The organism is Streptomyces spinoverrucosus (assembly GCF_015712165.1).
Taxonomy (GTDB): Bacteria; Actinomycetota; Actinomycetes; order Streptomycetales; family Streptomycetaceae; genus Streptomyces; species Streptomyces spinoverrucosus_A.
Genome location: NZ_JADPZX010000001.1, coordinates 560,657 through 575,751, shown reverse-complemented (window position 1 = coordinate 575,751; position 15,095 = coordinate 560,657). Strand labels below are relative to the sequence as shown.

At 72.9% G+C, this 15,095-nt stretch carries 15 protein-coding genes; 8 read left to right on the top strand and 7 right to left on the bottom strand.

Annotated elements, in window-relative coordinates; translation table 11 throughout:
* Positions 1-163 precede the first annotated feature (163 nt).
* On the top strand, positions 164-985 hold the full coding sequence (locus I2W78_RS02705; protein ID WP_196456593.1) for a TIGR02452 family protein: 822 nt from the start codon (positions 164-166) through the stop codon (positions 983-985).
* Here I2W78_RS02705 and I2W78_RS02700 read toward each other — a convergent pair.
* Both I2W78_RS02700 and I2W78_RS02695 read right to left on the bottom strand, forming a co-directional pair.
* Positions 970-1,416: a type II toxin-antitoxin system PemK/MazF family toxin gene (locus I2W78_RS02700; RefSeq protein ID WP_196456591.1), complete on the bottom strand. Its 447-nt coding sequence runs from the start codon at positions 1,414-1,416 to the stop codon at positions 970-972. The two genes, I2W78_RS02705 and I2W78_RS02700, sit on opposite strands and share 16 nt — an antisense overlap.
* 56 nt (positions 1,417-1,472) lie before the next feature.
* Positions 1,473-2,897, bottom strand: a complete 1,425-nt coding sequence (locus I2W78_RS02695; RefSeq protein ID WP_196456589.1) for an amidase — start codon at positions 2,895-2,897, stop codon at positions 1,473-1,475.
* A 364-nt stretch (positions 2,898-3,261) separates the two neighbouring features.
* Between I2W78_RS02695 and I2W78_RS02690 the strand changes: the two genes are divergently transcribed.
* Complete coding sequence (locus tag I2W78_RS02690) at positions 3,262-5,646, top strand: phosphoketolase family protein (protein WP_196456587.1); 2,385 nt, start codon at positions 3,262-3,264, stop codon at positions 5,644-5,646.
* Between the two features lie 175 nt (positions 5,647-5,821).
* Here the strand turns inward: I2W78_RS02690 and I2W78_RS02685 are convergent, their stop codons facing one another.
* Entirely contained in the window at positions 5,822-6,001 is a 180-nt protein-coding gene (locus tag I2W78_RS02685; RefSeq protein WP_196456585.1) for a hypothetical protein, read from the bottom strand.
* A 283-nt stretch (positions 6,002-6,284) separates the two neighbouring features.
* Here I2W78_RS02685 and I2W78_RS02680 point away from each other — a divergent pair, with 283 nt between their 5' ends.
* Positions 6,285-7,160 carry a universal stress protein gene (locus I2W78_RS02680; RefSeq protein ID WP_196456583.1) on the top strand — a complete coding sequence of 292 codons (876 nt, stop codon included), beginning with the start codon at positions 6,285-6,287 and terminating at the stop codon, positions 7,158-7,160.
* 33 nt (positions 7,161-7,193) lie between these two features.
* Here the strand turns inward: I2W78_RS02680 and I2W78_RS02675 are convergent, their stop codons facing one another.
* A complete protein-coding gene (locus tag I2W78_RS02675; protein WP_196464375.1) occupies positions 7,194-7,451 on the bottom strand; it encodes a DUF1876 domain-containing protein in 258 nt (85 codons plus the stop codon).
* Between the two features lie 343 nt (positions 7,452-7,794).
* Between I2W78_RS02675 and I2W78_RS02670 the strand changes: the two genes are divergently transcribed.
* Positions 7,795-8,187, top strand: a complete 393-nt coding sequence (locus I2W78_RS02670) for a hypothetical protein (protein ID WP_196456581.1) — start codon at positions 7,795-7,797, stop codon at positions 8,185-8,187.
* Between the two features lie 116 nt (positions 8,188-8,303).
* On the opposite strand, the gene I2W78_RS02665 is transcribed toward I2W78_RS02670, so the two are convergent.
* A complete protein-coding gene (locus tag I2W78_RS02665; RefSeq protein ID WP_196456579.1) occupies positions 8,304-8,864 on the bottom strand; it encodes an NAD(P)H-dependent oxidoreductase in 561 nt (186 codons plus the stop codon).
* A 96-nt stretch (positions 8,865-8,960) separates the two neighbouring features.
* Here I2W78_RS02665 and I2W78_RS02660 point away from each other — a divergent pair, with 96 nt between their 5' ends.
* The 3 genes from I2W78_RS02660 to I2W78_RS02650 all read left to right on the top strand — a co-directional run bounded on the left by I2W78_RS02660 (position 8,961) and on the right by I2W78_RS02650 (position 12,440).
* Positions 8,961-9,701: a TetR/AcrR family transcriptional regulator gene (locus tag I2W78_RS02660; RefSeq protein ID WP_196456577.1), complete on the top strand. Its 741-nt coding sequence runs from the start codon at positions 8,961-8,963 to the stop codon at positions 9,699-9,701.
* 170 nt (positions 9,702-9,871) lie between these two features.
* Positions 9,872-10,912, top strand: a complete 1,041-nt coding sequence (locus I2W78_RS02655; RefSeq protein ID WP_196456575.1) for a LacI family DNA-binding transcriptional regulator — start codon at positions 9,872-9,874, stop codon at positions 10,910-10,912.
* A 91-nt stretch (positions 10,913-11,003) separates the two neighbouring features.
* The gene (locus I2W78_RS02650) at positions 11,004-12,440 is read left to right on the top strand and encodes a benzaldehyde dehydrogenase (RefSeq protein ID WP_196456573.1); all 1,437 of its coding nucleotides are present in this window, start codon (positions 11,004-11,006) and stop codon (positions 12,438-12,440) included.
* Positions 12,441-12,462: 22 nt separating this feature from the next.
* On the opposite strand, the gene trxA is transcribed toward I2W78_RS02650, so the two are convergent.
* The gene (gene trxA, locus I2W78_RS02645; RefSeq protein WP_196456571.1) at positions 12,463-12,837 is read right to left on the bottom strand and encodes a thioredoxin; all 375 of its coding nucleotides are present in this window, start codon (positions 12,835-12,837) and stop codon (positions 12,463-12,465) included.
* Positions 12,838-12,980: 143 nt separating this feature from the next.
* Here trxA and I2W78_RS02640 point away from each other — a divergent pair, with 143 nt between their 5' ends.
* A complete protein-coding gene (locus I2W78_RS02640) occupies positions 12,981-14,414 on the top strand; it encodes a dihydrolipoyl dehydrogenase family protein (RefSeq protein WP_196456569.1) in 1,434 nt (477 codons plus the stop codon).
* Between the two features lie 10 nt (positions 14,415-14,424).
* Here the strand turns inward: I2W78_RS02640 and I2W78_RS02635 are convergent, their stop codons facing one another.
* Positions 14,425-15,072, bottom strand: coding sequence for a peptide deformylase (locus tag I2W78_RS02635; RefSeq protein ID WP_196456568.1), 648 nt, complete (start codon positions 15,070-15,072; stop codon positions 14,425-14,427).
* Between the last annotated feature and the right edge of the window lie 23 nt (positions 15,073-15,095).

Sequence of the window (15,095 nt, the reverse complement as noted above, 5' to 3'; positions counted from 1 at the left end):
TCGCACAAGGGTGCACCTCGGGACGTAAGACTTCCGTCTCCTGGGGTTCCGGGGGCGGGAAAACTTTGTTGCACCGCAGGACCAGCATCACTCACGATGCGTTCATGAGCACGACGGGGGAGATCGCGGAACGCGCGGCCATGGCGCCCACGGGGGTGGCGCCATGAGCGCGCGCCTGCGCGCCGTCGCGCGGGAGACCGAGCGGATCGTGACCACGGGGGCCTATCAGGCTTCGAACGGGCGTACGGTATCCATCGCCGAGGCGGTGGCGGCCGCGCGCGCCGGGACCCGGATGCACGGCCCGGAACCGGTGCCGGTGGCGCCCGCGTCCCCGGTGGACACCCTCGTCGAGGTCACGGGCGAGAGCAGCCTGGAGGCGGCCCGCCGGATCGGCGACGCGGCGGTCCTGAACTTCGCCTCGGCCCGCAACCCCGGTGGTGGCTTCCTCAACGGCGCCCAGGCCCAGGAAGAGGCCCTGTGCCGCGCCTCCGCGCTGTACGCGTGCCTGCTGCGGGTCCCGGAGTTCTACGACCATCACCGCGCCCATCGCGACCCGTTCTACACGGACCGTGTCATTCATTCACCCGCCGTGCCCGTCTTCCGCGACGACCGCGGCCGCCTGCTGGACGAGCCGTACTCCGCCGGCTTCCTGACGGCCGCCGCTCCCAACGCCGGAGTCGTGCGCCGTACGGCGCCGGAGCGGGCGGCCCGGATCCCGCATGCCCTCGCCGCACGCGCCGAGCGCGTTCTTCAGACCGCGGCCTGCCACGGCTACCGGCGACTGGTGCTGGGCGCCTGGGGCTGTGGGGTGTTCCAGAACGATCCGGCGCAGGTCGCGGGCGTCTTCCGGGACCTGCTGGGGCCGGGCGGGCGGTTCGACGGGAGGTTCGAGCAGGTGGTGTTCGCGGTGCTGGACCGTACGCCGGGGGCGGTGACCCGGGAGGCGTTCGTGCGCGTGTTCGCGGAGCGTCAGCTCCAGCCGTAGCGCTCCCGCAGCCGGTGCCGGACCAGGTTGAAGCGCATCCGGTCCAGGGCGCACGCCTCCCGCCGCATGCCCTCCTCGTGCAGCCGCAGCACCCGGTCCACGTCCACCCAGGAGTCCCGCCCCGACCGGTCCCACGGCCCGCTCCCGATCGGCACCCAATCCCGGTCCCCGTCGTGCCCCTTGCTGGACAGCTGCACGGCGAGGAACGTGCCCGCCGCCTCCCGGGCCACCACCAGCACCGGACGGTCCTTGCCCCGCCCGTCGTTCTCCTCGTACGGCACCCACGTCCACACGATCTCCCCGGGGTCCGGGTCGCCGTCGTGCGCGGGCGAGTACTCGGTGCGCACCCGGCCGCCCTCGCGCGGGTCGGCCTCGGTGGTCGCGGTGGGGCCGAAGCGGCCGGGGACGTATCCATCCGTGAAGGCAGTCACGGGGGTCACGGTAACGGGCGGCCGGAGGAGGCAGACGGGCGGGCAGGCGAACAGCCCTACGCCGCAGGCGACTCCGAGGCGACCGGCTCCGGCGGACGCAGCTCGTGCCAGCGCAGGTCCGCCTCCAACTGCGCGGCGAGCGAGACGAGCAGCGGTTCGCTGTGCGCGGGGCCGAGGAGCTGCGCGCCGACCGGGAGGCCACCGGCGACGAAGCCGGCGGGGACGTTGACGCCGGGCCAGCCCAGCACGTTCCACGGCCAGGCGTAGGGGCAGGCGGCGATCATCGCGCGGTCGGTGGCCAGCCCGCCGAGCCGCAGCATGGCCCCGATCCGGGGCGGGGGAGCGGCCGTGGTGGGCGCGAGGATCACGTCGTACGACGTGAAGAACGCGCCGATACGGCGGTGCAGGGCCGCCTCCGCACGCCGTGCCGCCCGCAGTGGTGCCCCGCCGAGCAGCCGGCCCAGCCGAGCGGCGTCCCGGGTGCGCGGGTCGAGCAGGGCGGGGTCGGGGGCGTCGCGGACCCGCTCGGCGACACCGACCGTGGCGCGCGGGACGAACGTCAGCCCGATCTGGCCGTAGGGCGGGTCGGCCTCCTCGACGGTGTGGCCCAACGCGGCCAGTTTCTCGGCGAGTTCGACGACCCGGGCCCGGATCTCCGGGTGCAGCCGGGCGGGCAGCGCGGTGAACGGCGGCTTCAGCGCGAGGGCGATGCGCAGCCGGCCGGGGTCACGGCCCACCGCCTCGGAGATGTCGAGCCTGGGCGGGCAGTGCGGGTCCAGGTCGTGGTTGCCGCTGGCGGAGTCCAGCAGCAGCGCCGCGTCCGCGACCGTGCGGGCCAGGGTGCCGTTGACCGTGATGCCCTGGAACGACTCGCCGCGCGGCCAGGTCGAGATGCGCCCGCGCTGCGGCTTGATGCCGATCAGATGGGTCCAGGACGCCGGGATGCGCACCGAACCGGCGCCGTCCGAGCCGAGCGCGGCCGGCACCAGACCCGCGGCGACCGCCGCCGCCGAGCCACCGGACGAACCGCCCGGCGTGTGCTCGGTGTTCCACGGATTGCGGGTCGCGCCGAACGCCGGCCCCTCGGTGAACGGCCACTGCCCGAGTTCGCAGGTGTTGGTCTTGCCGACGATCACCGCGCCGGCCGCGCGCAGCCGCCGTACCGCCTCACCGTCCTCGGCGACCGGCGCGAACGTACCCGGGCAGCCGAACGCGGTCGGCTCGCCGGCCACGTCCATGTCGTCCTTGACGGCGACGGGCACACCCAGCAGTGGGCGGCGTGACCCTGCGGCCAGGTCCCGGTCGGCGGCCTCGGCCTCGGCGAGTGCCGCCTCGGCCCGGACGATCCTGAAGGCGTTCAGCGTGCCCTGCGTCGCCTCGATCCGGGCCAGGGCCGCCTCGACGAGGGCACGCGAGGTCACCTCGCCGTCGGCGAGCGCACGGGCGGTCTCCGCCAGGCCGGCGGAAGGGTCGAGCGTCATGCGGGACACCTCCGGAGCGTGTGGTCTACCGAACGGTAACGTCAGGAGGGCTTCGGCGGAACGGGCTTGGAGAGAAAGCCGGTTACGTGCGGCGGTACGCCTCATGAGCCACAGCTTTCCCACAGGCCTCACTCCATGGTGCGCGAAGCATTGACGCCCTGCGACCCCACACCTACTTTCTGACTACCTTCCGGCCGACTTACCGAACTCTGTTCGGTATCTCGAACCTCAAGGTCCGAGGAGAGCCGCACAGTCGGCCCTGCCGGGCCACCCGGCCGCCGGGCGGAGTGTGGAGGAGTGTGGAAATGCACCCCACGGGCACCCACCTGAGCCCCGTGCCTCCGCCCGACCGGAAGGACACCCCATGTCCGTCGACACGCGACCGGCTCCCGCCGAGCTCACCGACGACGAACTCCACGCCCTGGACGCCCACTGGCGCGCCGCGAACTATCTCTCCGTCGGCCAGATCTACCTCCTGGCCAACCCGCTGCTCACCGAGCCCCTGCGACCGGAGCACATCAAACCCCGCCTCCTGGGCCACTGGGGCACCTCCCCGGGCCTGAACCTCGTGCACACCCACCTCAACCGGGTGATCAAGGCCCGCGGTCTCGACGCGCTGTGCGTCTGGGGGCCCGGGCACGGCGGGCCCGCCGTCCTCGCCAACAGCTGGCTGGAGGGGTCGTACACCGAGACCTACCCGGACATCACGCGGGACGCGGCGGGGATGGCCCGGCTGTTCCGGCAGTTCTCGTTCCCCGGTGGCGTGCCCAGCCACGTCGCCCCCGAGACTCCGGGCTCCATCCACGAGGGCGGCGAGCTGGGCTACTCCCTGGCGCACGCCTACGGTGCCGCCCTGGATAACCCCGACCTCCTGGTGGCCTGTGTCGTCGGTGACGGCGAGGCGGAGACCGGGCCGCTGGCGACGTCCTGGCACTCCAACAAGTTCCTCGATCCCGTCCACGACGGTGCCGTCCTGCCGATCCTCCACCTCAACGGTTACAAGATCGCCAACCCCACGGTGCTCGCCCGCCTGCCCGAGGCCGAACTCGACGAGCTGCTCCGGGGCTACGGCCACGACCCGATCCACGTCACCGGCGACGACCCGGCCGCCGTACACCGGGCCATGGCGGGCGCCATGGACGCCGCGCTGGACCGCATCGCCGCCATCCAGCGCGCCGCCCGCGACGACGGCGCCACCGAGCGCCCCCGCTGGCCCGTGATCGTGCTCCGCACGCCGAAGGGCTGGACCGGCCCGGCGGAGGTCGACGGCCTGCCGGTCGAGGGCACCTGGCGGTCGCACCAGGTGCCGCTGGCCGGCGTACGCGACAACCCCGAGCACCTGCGTGAGCTTCAGGCGTGGCTGCGCTCGTACCGGCCCGAGGAACTCTTCGACGAACAGGGCAGGCCCCGGCCTCAGGTCCTCGCCCGCGTCCCGTCGGGCGCGCGCAGGCTCGGCGCCACCCCACACGCCAACGGCGGCCTGCTGCTGCGCGAGCTGCCACTGCCGCCGCTGGAGCGGTACGCCGTCCCCGTCGACAAGCCCGGTGCCACCCTGCACGAACCGACCCGCGTGCTGGGCGAGTTGCTCGAACACGTCATGCGGGACACCGCCGACCGGCGCGACTTCCGTCTCGTCGGACCCGACGAGACCGCCTCGAACCGACTGGACGCCGTCTACGCCGCCAGCGGCAAGGCCTGGCAGGCCGGAACCCTGGACGTGGACGAACATCTCGACCGGCACGGCCGGGTGATGGAGATCCTGTCGGAACACGCCTGCCAGGGCTGGCTGGAGGGCTATCTTCTGACCGGCCGGCACGGGCTGTTCTCCTGCTACGAGGCCTTCGTGCACATCGTCGACTCGATGGTCAACCAGCACATCAAGTGGCTGCGCGTGACCCGCCGACTGCCCTGGCGCGCCCCCATCGCCTCCCTCAACTACCTCCTCACCTCCCATGTGTGGCGCCAGGACCACAACGGTTTCTCCCACCAGGACCCCGGCTTCGTCGACCACATCCTCAACAAGAGCCCCGAGGTCGTACGGGTCTACCTGCCGCCGGACGCCAACACGCTGCTCTCCGTGGCCGACCACGCGCTGCGCAGCCGGGACTACGTGAACGTGATCGTCGCGGGCAAGCAGCCCTGCTTCGACTGGCTGTCGATGGACCAGGCCCGGGTGCACTGCGCCCGCGGGGCCGGCATCTGGGACTGGGCCGGCACCGAGGACGACACCCGGGAGCCGGACGTCGTGCTGGCCTGCGCGGGCGACGTCCCCACCCAGGAGGTGCTGGCCGCCGCCCGGCTGCTGCGCGCCCAGCTGCCCCGGCTCGCCGTCCGCGTCGTGAACGTCGTCGACATCGCGCGCCTGCTGCCGAGCGAGGAACACCCGCACGGGATGACCGACTTCGAGTACGACGGCCTCTTCACCCAGGACAAGCCCGTGATCTTCGCCTACCACGGCTACCCCTGGCTGATCCACCGCCTGGCCTACCGGCGTACCGGTCACAAGAACATGCACGTGCGGGGCTACAAGGAGATCGGCACCACGACCACACCGTTCGACATGGTGGTCCGCAACGACCTCGACCGCTATCGCCTGGTCATGGACGTCATCGACCGCGTCCCCGGCCTCGCGGTGCGCGCCGCGGCCGTACGCCAGCGCATGGAGGACGCCCGCCTGCGGCACCACGACTTCATCCGCGCCCACGGCACCGACCTGCCCGAGGTCGCCGACTGGTCCTGGGACGGCTGAGGACTCCGGTTGACCGGGCATGAGGGACGGGAAGGACATCCACTTCTCGCGGATCCTGATTGCGCGGTGCGCGGTGAGGGCCGCTTCCCCGCGTCTTTCTCAAGTCCTTCCCGCCACATACAGCACACCACGCGGACGGCGCGGGCGCCAGGGTCGTTCGGCACCGATCGGGCCCTCAGTAGGGCAGCGGGCGCCCCGAAGGCGTCCGTAGGTCGAGGGCCGCCGGGCGGCGCGGAGGCCGGGGGCGCTTTTCCTGCTGGATCCGCTTCATGATCGCCTCCTCGGTCGTACGCCGCGGTCCGCCGGTCCGCGCTCCGCGTACGCAAGCCTTGTCCGCGACCGGCGGCTCGGTCATGCACCGAGCGACCCCGATCACCGGGTACGTCGGACCCTTCCCACGGGCCCACGGGCCCACACCTCAACCCGATCCCCGGCATGGGCCGTTCCGGAGACCGGGCCGGGCCGGTCGGCCCAAGTGGCTGCCATTCCGGCGGTGTTGCCGAGTTCGACGAGCCGGGCATGGCGGGCCCAGGGGGCGAATGCCCCAACTCGGGATGAAGCGCACTACCTGCCGAGATCGAGGGATGCGACAGTAACAGTGGGGCCGGACGACTGCCCGATGAAAGGCGGTGGGGACGATGGAGCTGCCCCTGGTCGTGGGCGTCGACGGATCGAACGGGAGTCTCGATGCGGTCGACTGGGCCGTGGACGAGGCCGCCCGGCACGGTCTGCCGCTGCGGCTGGTCTACGCCTGCCTGTGGGAGCGCTACGAGGGCGTCGTCCCGGAGACAAGCCTCGAACGCCCCGCGGAGCAGGTGCTGGCGGAGCACATCGTCGGCTCTGCCGCCGAGCGCGCCCGCACGCGCAACCCCGACGTGAAGATGACCTCCGACGTGATCCCCGCGGACGCGGTGTCCGCCCTCCTGGAGGCCGGCCGTCACGCGTCCGCCCTGGTCACCGGCTCACGCGGGCGCGGTGAGCTGAGAGGGCTGCTGCTCGGCTCCGTCGGCCTCACCGTCGCGGCCCGCGCCGGCTGCCCGGTCATCGTGGTCCGGGGCGACCGGGTCGGCCTGGCCGGCACCCACGGGCGGATCCTTCTCGGCGCGGGCGAGCCCGAGACGTGCGGCGAGGCCGTGCGGTTCGCCTTCCGCGAGGCCGAGGCCCGCAGATGCATCCTGGACGTCGTACGCACCTGGCGCCGCCCCGCGTACGAGGCCATCGACCATTCGACGTCGGCCCAGGAGCCGGAGCGGCAGCACGAAGAGCAGGCCTCGGCCGTGCTCGACGCGCTGCTGGCCGACGTGACGGCCGACCACCCGGCCGTGCGGGTGAGCCGTACGACCGTCGAGGGCCCGGCCCGCAAGGTGCTCGTGCACCGCTCGGCCGCCTCCGACCTCGTCATCGTCGGCGCGCGGCGCAGGTCCGGCCACTTCGGACTGCAGCTGGGCCGGGTGAACCACACCCTGCTGCACCACGCCGCCTGCCCGGTGGCGGTCGTACCGCAACGCGTGTGACCGGCCCGCACACCGGGCCGGTCACCCACGCCGTCACCTCAGGACCGGCCCGGCCAGCTCGATGATGTCGTCGGCGGCCACGTCGTGCAGCCGGACGGCGAGGTCCTCCAGGGCGCGGCTGGCGGCGAGTTCGTCGCCGATCTCGGGAACGGGCCGGTCGATCGGGTTGCGCCGGGCCACGCCCTTGCCGATGACGGTCGATGTCTCGCCGGTGCTGAGCACGGCACGCGCGCGCGTGTCGTCACCGTCCTCGGTGATGTAGATCCGCACGGTCCACTGCTTGGCTTCCATCGTGATCACTTCCGTACGACGGTGTTTCCCCGCCACTCCCCACCGTGCGCCCGAAACCGCCGCCGCGCCAGGTCCCGGCCGAAGCGCAGGGTGGACTCGCGCACGCCGATCACTGAGGTCCGGTCGCAACAGCGGCCGGGGCTGGGGTGGTTGGGCGCGGTACGAGGGCGCACTCGCCTCCGGCGCCGCGTGCGTGGTCGTGCCGGCTCGCTCCACGAGGCAGCGGCAGCGGGCGGACTGGTTTGCCACCACAGGCCGCACGGCAGAGACTGGACTCATGACGCGGAGCCACTGACCTGCGAACTCCGTGCCGCCCCGACGAGCACGAACAAAGGGGCTCCCGGTGGAAACTCAGTTGCAGATCCTCCTCTCCGAGGAGGGGGCACAAGCCGAGCACATCGCGAAACTCACCGGATATCTGCGCGAGGAACTGCTCCAGCTCCAGCTCGATGTGGACGATGTGACGGCCGTCGCCGGCCCGACGGTGCCGCCCGGCGCGCGGGCCGGAGAGATCGCCCTGATCGGTGCCCTGCTGGTGAACCTGGGCGGTGCCGCCACCGGGCTGAGTCAGGTGTTGAACGTCGTCCGCGACTGGCGGCGCCGGTGCCACGGCAGGCGTCCGTCGCTGCGCCTGACGCTGGAGGACGACGTGCTGGAGATCTCCGAGGCGACGGACCAGCAGGTGACGGAGGCGTTCGACCGGTTCCTCCGCCGCCACTCCACGGTGGGGACGTGACCATCGCGGTGGGCTTCATCGGCGTCAAGCAGGGGAGCCCGGCGCCCGGACGCAGTCGGCCGGCTCCGACCCCCGCTCATGTCGGGTCGGAGCCGGCCGGGTCCAGGGGCCCGCGATCAGGCGGCCTGCGCGGAAGCCTGCCCGTGCACGCGCGCCACGACCTCCGTGAGCTGCGCGGCGACCTCGGCGTCGTCGGCCGGGTGGGTCGCGGCGAAACGGGTCATCGAGCCCGGGATGGAGAGCTTGACCTCCTCCAGCACCTTGGCGCCGGCGATGCCGAGCGCCTTGCGGGTCTCGTCCTGCGCCCAGACGCCGCCGTACTGGCCGAAGGCGGTACCGACCACGGCGACCGGCTTGCCGGTGAGCGCGCCGGCGCCGTACGGGCGGGACAGCCAGTCGATGGCGTTCTTCAGCACGGCCGGGATGGTGCCGTTGTACTCGGGCGTGAACAGCAGCAGGGCGTCGGCGGAGGCGGCGGCCTCGCGCAGGCGGGTGGCGGCGGCCGGGACGCTGCCCTCGACGTCGATGTCCTCGTTGTAGAAGGCGACCTCGGCCAGGCCCTCGAACAGCTGGACGTCGACGCCCTCGGGCGCGAGCTTGACGGCGGCCTCGGCGAGCTGACGGTTGTGCGAACCGGCGCGGAGGCTGCCGACGAGCGCGAGGATGCGTACGGACATGGGAACTCCTGGGGATGAAGCACGAGTGAGGTATCCGGACCGGGGTCCGTTTAATGTTCTAGCACTCTAACCGGACCGCGGTCCAGTTTCTTCCCCGTGCTTTACGCTGTCTTCATGTCCGCCTCCCTGCCGCCCATCCCGGATCCCCACGAGCCCCTTGAGGCACCCGAGTTGCTCCAACTCGGCCCGTCGATCGAGGAGCAGTGCCTGCGTGCCGACGCGGCGCGCAACCGCGCCCGGCTGCTGGAGGCCGCCGGGCGACTGGTCGCGGAGCACGGCGCGGCGGCGCTGACGATGGAGGCGGTGGCCGCGGCCGCGTCGGTGGGCAAGGGCACCGTCTTCCGACGCTTCGGGGACCGGGTCGGGCTGCTGATGGCACTGCTCGACCACTCCGAGAAGAAGTTCCAGGCCGCGTTCCTCGGCGGGCCGCCGCCGCTGGGGCCCGGCGCGCCGCCGGTGGAGCGGCTGCGCGCGTTCGGCCGTGCGTCGCTGCGGCGGTCGGTGGAGCAGCTGGACCTCCAGCTCGCGGCCGAACGGGGCCCCGACCGTCGCTACACCCCGCCGCCGTGGCTGCTGCGCAACGGCCACGTGGTCATGCTGCTGCGACAGGTGGTCCCCGACGCGGACTGCGAACTGCTCGCCCAGACGCTGATGGCGTACCTCGACCCGGCCGTCATCCACCATCTGACCAAGCAGTGCGGAATGCCGCTGGAGCGGCTGGAGGCCGGGTGGATCGACCTGGTGGCGCGCCTGACGCGCACCGAATGCCCGACCGCCGGAGTATGGGTCGAAGAGCCCCACGTCGTGGAGCAGCCCTGCGTCGAGCCGCCCTGCTGAGGGGGCGAACTCGCTGAGGTGCGGGCGGGCCGATCCTCAGGCGTGTGTCGCGAACAGGTCGAGCAGGCCCTGCGGGGCGTCCCGCCTCGAACGCCCAGGTTCGTTGAAGAGGAGACCACGTTCCCCCGCCCGAGCCACGGGTCACCGCCTCTGCCAAGATGCGGTACGTCATGGTGCAGATACCGAACACGCCCGCGTCCGTGCCCGCGCCGCCCGACCGGCGCTCCGTGCCCACGAGCGCCGATGTGGCCCGGCTGGCCGGCGTCTCGCGCGCGACCGTCTCGTATGTCCTGAACAACACCAGCGCCGTACGGATCAGCGAGCCCACGCGCCGCCGGGTCCACGAGGCCGCGAAGGAACTCGGTTACGTCCCGCACGCGGCCGCCCGCAGTCTGCGCGCCGGGCACAGCCGGATGGTCCTGATGCCCTCCCCGGCCATCCCGGTCGGTCCGCTCTACAGCCAGTTCATCAACGAACTCCAGTGGGCCCTCAGCCGCCTCGACTACACGGTCGTGCAGTACGGCACCCTGGGTCTCAACGGCGACGAGGCCGCCCGCGCCTGGGCCGAGCTGCGGCCGGTCGCGGTGCTGGTGCCCGGCCAGGGCCTCGGCCCGCAGGGCGTGGCGGTGCTCAAGCGGTCCGGCGCCCGGGCCGTGGTCACCCTCGGCCCGGCGAGCGTCGAAGGCGCGCACGCCCTGCTCATGGACCACGCGGCCGTCGGCCAGGTGGCAGGCCGCCATCTCTACGAACGCGGCCGCCGCCGGATCGGCGTCGTCGTCCCCGAGGAAGGCGGCCTGGAGGTCTACTCCAAGCCCCGCCTGGACGGCGTACGCCAGGCCCTGCACGGTACGGACGCGGTCGTCACCGAACTGCCCCTCGCCTGCGAGGAGGGGCCCGCCGCCCGCCTCGCCGCGCGCTGGCGGACACTCGGCCTCGACGCGGTCTTCGCGTACAACGACGAGTACGCGATGCTGCTGATGCGCGCCCTGCAGGACGAGGGCCTGCGGATCCCCGAGGACACGGCCGTGATCGGCGCCGACGACCTGATGCTGGGCCGGCTGCTGCGGCCCCGCCTGAGCACCGTCCACATCGAGCTGCCGTCCGGCCGGGAACTCGCGGAACTGGTCGACCGCGCGGTGCGCGACCCGGGCGCCGCGCCCGAGAGGCACGAGGTACTGGGCGCCGCGGTGGTGCACCGCGACTCCAGCTGACACCGCGCACGGCGGACGGGCCTCGCACGCTTGATCGACGCATACTTGAAGGTGCGTGTACGGACTCTCGGGTGACCGAACGGAGAGCACCATGCCGTTGCTCGATCCCACCACCTGGCAGCCCCGCGCCCCGGCGGGAGACGAGTACGCCGTCATCGAACCCGCCACGGGGGACACGCTGGGCCACGCCCGCCTCGCGACCGCCGAGGACATCGCCTCCGCCGCCGAGGCCGCGCTCGTCGCCCAACGCGAGTGGGCCCGTGTTCCGCACTTCGTGCGGGCGGGGGTGCTGCGGCGGGCCGGGGACCTGTTCAGCGCGCACGCCGGCGAACTGCGCGAATGGCTCGTCCGCGAGTCCGGCTCGATCCCCGGCAAGGCGGACTTCGAACTGCACGTCGCCGCCCAGGAGTGCTACGAGGCCGCCGGGCTGGCCTCCCGCCCGACCGGGCACGTCCTGCCCAGCGAGGTGCCCCGGCTGTCGTACACCCGGCGGGTCCCGTCCGGCGTCGTGGGCGTGATCGCGCCCTTCAACGCCCCGCTGATCCTGGCCGTCCGGTCCGTCGCCCCGGCCCTGGCGCTCGGCAACGCCGTCCTGCTGAAACCGGACCCGCGCACCGCCGTCTGCGGCGGGTTCTGCCTCGCCGCCGTCCTCGCGGAGGCGGGGCTGCCCGAGGACCTGCTGCACGTGCTGCCGGGCGGCCCGGAAACGGGGCAGGCGCTGGTCGCCGACCCGCGTGTGCCGGTCATCTCCTTCACCGGCTCCACCGCGGCCGGCCGCGCGGTCGGCGAGACCGCCGGGCGCCACCTCAAGCGCGCCCACCTGGAACTCGGCGGGAACTCCGCCCTGATCGTGCTCGACGACGCCGACCTGGACGCGGTGATCACCACGGCCGCGTGGGGCTCGTTCTTCCACCAGGGTCAGATCTGCATGACGACCGGCCGCCACCTGGTGCACGAGTCGCTGTACGAGGAGTACGTCGAGCGCCTCGCCGCCCGGGCCGACTCGCTGACCGTGGGCGACCCGCACCGCGCCCGGGTCCACCTCGGGCCGGTCATCGACCGCGACCAACTGGCCAGGGTGCACGGCCTGGTGGAGTCGAGCAGGGCCGACGGCGCCCGGCTGGCCGCCGGCGGCAGCTACGAGCACCTGTTCTATCGGCCGACCGTCCTCGCCGACGTCGACGACCACACCCCCGCCTACGTGGAGGAGGTGTTCGGCCCGGTCGCGCCCGTACGGCCCTTCAAGGGCGTCGAGGAGGCGGCCGACCTCGCCGCGCGCAGCCCGTACGGGCTCTCCCTGGGCATCGTCACCCGTGACGCGGCGCGCGGACTCGAACTGGCCGAGCGGATCCCGACCGGCATCGTCCACATCAACGACCAGACCGTGAACGACGAGGCGGTGGCGCCCTTCGGCGGGGTCGCCGCGTCCGGCACCGGCGCCCGCTTCGGCGGCGAGGCCAACCTGGAGGCGTTCACCGACCTGCGCTGGACGACGGTACGCGCGGACGTGGCGACGTACCCCTTCTAGCTGGACGTGTGGAAAGCCCGCGCTACTGCGCGTCGCCCTGCTGCTCCTCGACCGCCTTGCGGACCTCGTCCATGTCCAGCTTGCGGGCCTGGCCGATGACGTCGGCCAGCGCGGCCTCGGGCAGGGCGCCCGGCTGCGCGAACACGGCGACCCGGTCGCGCACGATCATCAGCGTGGGGATCGACTGGATCCCGAAGGCGGCGGCCAGCTCCGGCTGCGCCTCGGTGTCCACCTTCCCGAACACCAGGTCCGGGTTCTCCTCCGCCGCCTTCTCGTACACCGGGGCGAACTGACGGCACGGCCCACACCAGGACGCCCAGAAGTCGATCAGGACGAAGTCGTTGTCCGTGACCGTCTGGTCGAAGTTCTCCTTGGTGAGCTCCACAGTCTGGCTCATGGCGTGATCCCTACTTCCTGGTGTGGGGGCGAAGCCGTCGGCGGAAACACGGGCGGACCGTCGGGTATTCCGCGCGTGGCCGATCATGTAACGGCGCGCGTACCCATATGGCCACCCGCCACACCGCCCACCAGACTGAGCCCATGACGGAAAAGGAACCCATCGCCTACGACGTCGTGGTGCTCGGTGCCGGGCCCGTGGGGGAGAACGTCGCCGACCGCACCCGCGCGGCCGGCCTGTCCACCGCGGTCGTGGAGAGCGAGCTGGTCGGCGGCGAATGCTCGTACTGGGCCTGCATGCCCAGTAAGGCCCTGCTGCGCCCGGTCATCGCCCGCGCGGATGCCCGCCGCGTGCCGGGCCTGCGCCAGTCGGTGCGGGGCGACCTCGACGCGCCCGCGGTCCTCGCCCACCGGGACTACTACACCTCCCACTGGAAGGACGACGGCCAGGTCCGGTGGCTCGACGGCATCGGAGCCGATCTCTACCGGGGCCACGGCCGCCTCGCCGGAACCCGCACGGTCGTCGTGACCGGCCCCGACGGCGAGCGGCACACCCTCACCGCCCGGCACGCCGTCGCCGTGTGCACCGGCAGCCGCGCGCAGCTGCCCGACCTGCCCGGACTCGCCGACGTGCGGCCCTGGACCAGCCGGGAGGCGACCAGCGCCAAGGAGGTGCCCGGTCGGCTGATCGTCGTGGGCGGTGGTGTGGTCGCCACCGAGATGGCCACCGTGTTTCAGGCCCTCGGCTCCCAGGTCACCGTCCTGGTCCGCGGCAAGGGCCTGCTGAACCGCATGGAGCCCTTCGCCGGCGAACTCGTCGCCGAGGGGCTCACCGAGGCCGGCGCGGACGTCCGTACGGGTACCTCGGTCGAGTCGGTGAGCCGCCGGAACGGCACCGTCGTGGCCGTCACCGACCACGGCGACCGCATCGAGGCCGACGAGATCCTCTTCGCCACCGGCCGTGCCCCGCGCACCGACGACATCGGCCTCGACACCGTCGGCCTGGAACCGGGCTCCTGGCTGTCCGTCGACGACAGCCTCCGCGTCACCGACACCGGCTGGCTGTACGCGGTCGGCGACGTCAACCACCGCGCCCTGCTCACCCACCAGGGCAAGTACCAGGCCCGCATCGCGGGCGCCGCCATCGCCGCCCGCGCCTCCGGCGAAGCCGCCCTGGAGTCCCATGCCTGGGGCGCCCACGCCGCCACCGCCGACCACGCGGCCGTCCCGCAGGTCGTCTTCACCGACCCGGAGGCGGCGGCCGTCGGGCTCTCGCTGGCCGAGGCCGAGCAGGCCGGCCACCGGGTCCGCGCGGTCGACGTCGACCTCTCCTCGGTCGCCGGAGCCGGCCTGTACGCCGACGGCTACCGGGGGCGCGCCCGGATGGTCGTCGACGTGGAGCGGGAGATCCTGCGCGGGGTGACCTTCGTGGGTCCGGGCGTCGGCGAGATGATCCACTCGGCGAGCATCGCCGTCGCCGGGGAATTGCCGATCAGCAGGCTCTGGCATGCGGTGCCGTCGTATCCGACGATCAGCGAAGTGTGGCTGCGGCTGCTGGAGAGCTACCGGGACAACTGAGCCCGAGGGGTCATTCCGGCAGGTCGAAGCCGAGTTCACGCGCGGCCGCCCGCGGCGTCGGCTGCGCCCAGCGTTCGGCCACCGTCTGGTTCGCGGACAGGGAGCGCAGCTCGGCGCGGTCGACGTAGAGCACGCCGTCCAGGTGGTCCGTCTCGTGCTGCACGATCCGGGCGGGCCACCCGGTGAACACCTCGTCCACGGCGCGGCCGTCCTCGTCCGAGCCGGTCAGCCGTACTCGCGTGGGCCGGGCCACCACCGCCTGCCAGCCCGGCACGCTCAGACAGCCCTCGTAGAACCCGGCGCGTACGGCGCCGACCGGCTCGTACGACGGATTCACCAGCACCCGGAACGGCAGCGGCACCCGCCCGCGCGCCAACCGGACCTCCTCCGGCACCGGTGCCGGGTCCTCGATCACCGCGATCCGCAGCGGTACGCCGACCTGTGGCGCCGCCAGACCGACACCCGGGGCCGCGTGCATGGTGACGCGGAGCGCCTCGACGAACCGGGCCAGCAGCGCGGGCGCCAGCTGGCCGTCGAACGGCTCGGCAGGACGCCGCAGCACCGGATCGCCGGCCGCGACGATGGGCAACGGGCCGCCGGTGCCGAGGAGTTGCTCGACGCGCTCGGCGAGCGGCATGCGGTCAAGGGGAGTTGACATTACGCCAGCATGACACGGCCGAC

Excerpts from the sequence above, each read along its gene's own strand:
- trxA (WP_196456571.1), bottom strand. The coding sequence starts at position 12,837 with ATGAGCCAGACTGTGGAGCTCACCAAGGAGAACTTCGACCAGACGGTC.
- I2W78_RS02675 (WP_196464375.1), bottom strand. The coding sequence starts at position 7,451 with ATGGAAGCCAAGCAGTGGACCGTGCGGATCTACATCACCGAGGACGGT.
- I2W78_RS02690 (WP_196456587.1), top strand. The coding sequence starts at position 3,262 with ATGTCCGTCGACACGCGACCGGCTCCCGCCGAGCTCACCGACGACGAA.
- I2W78_RS02685 (WP_196456585.1), bottom strand. The coding sequence starts at position 6,001 with ATGACCGAGCCGCCGGTCGCGGACAAGGCTTGCGTACGCGGAGCGCGG.
- I2W78_RS02635 (WP_196456568.1), bottom strand. The coding sequence starts at position 15,072 with ATGTCAACTCCCCTTGACCGCATGCCGCTCGCCGAGCGCGTCGAGCAA.
- I2W78_RS02650 (WP_196456573.1), top strand. The coding sequence starts at position 11,004 with ATGCCGTTGCTCGATCCCACCACCTGGCAGCCCCGCGCCCCGGCGGGA.
- I2W78_RS02705 (WP_196456593.1), top strand. The coding sequence starts at position 164 with ATGAGCGCGCGCCTGCGCGCCGTCGCGCGGGAGACCGAGCGGATCGTG.
- I2W78_RS02680 (WP_196456583.1), top strand. The coding sequence starts at position 6,285 with ATGGAGCTGCCCCTGGTCGTGGGCGTCGACGGATCGAACGGGAGTCTC.
- I2W78_RS02695 (WP_196456589.1), bottom strand. The coding sequence starts at position 2,897 with ATGACGCTCGACCCTTCCGCCGGCCTGGCGGAGACCGCCCGTGCGCTC.
- I2W78_RS02655 (WP_196456575.1), top strand. The coding sequence starts at position 9,872 with ATGGTGCAGATACCGAACACGCCCGCGTCCGTGCCCGCGCCGCCCGAC.
- I2W78_RS02640 (WP_196456569.1), top strand. The coding sequence starts at position 12,981 with ATGACGGAAAAGGAACCCATCGCCTACGACGTCGTGGTGCTCGGTGCC.
- I2W78_RS02665 (WP_196456579.1), bottom strand. The coding sequence starts at position 8,864 with ATGTCCGTACGCATCCTCGCGCTCGTCGGCAGCCTCCGCGCCGGTTCG.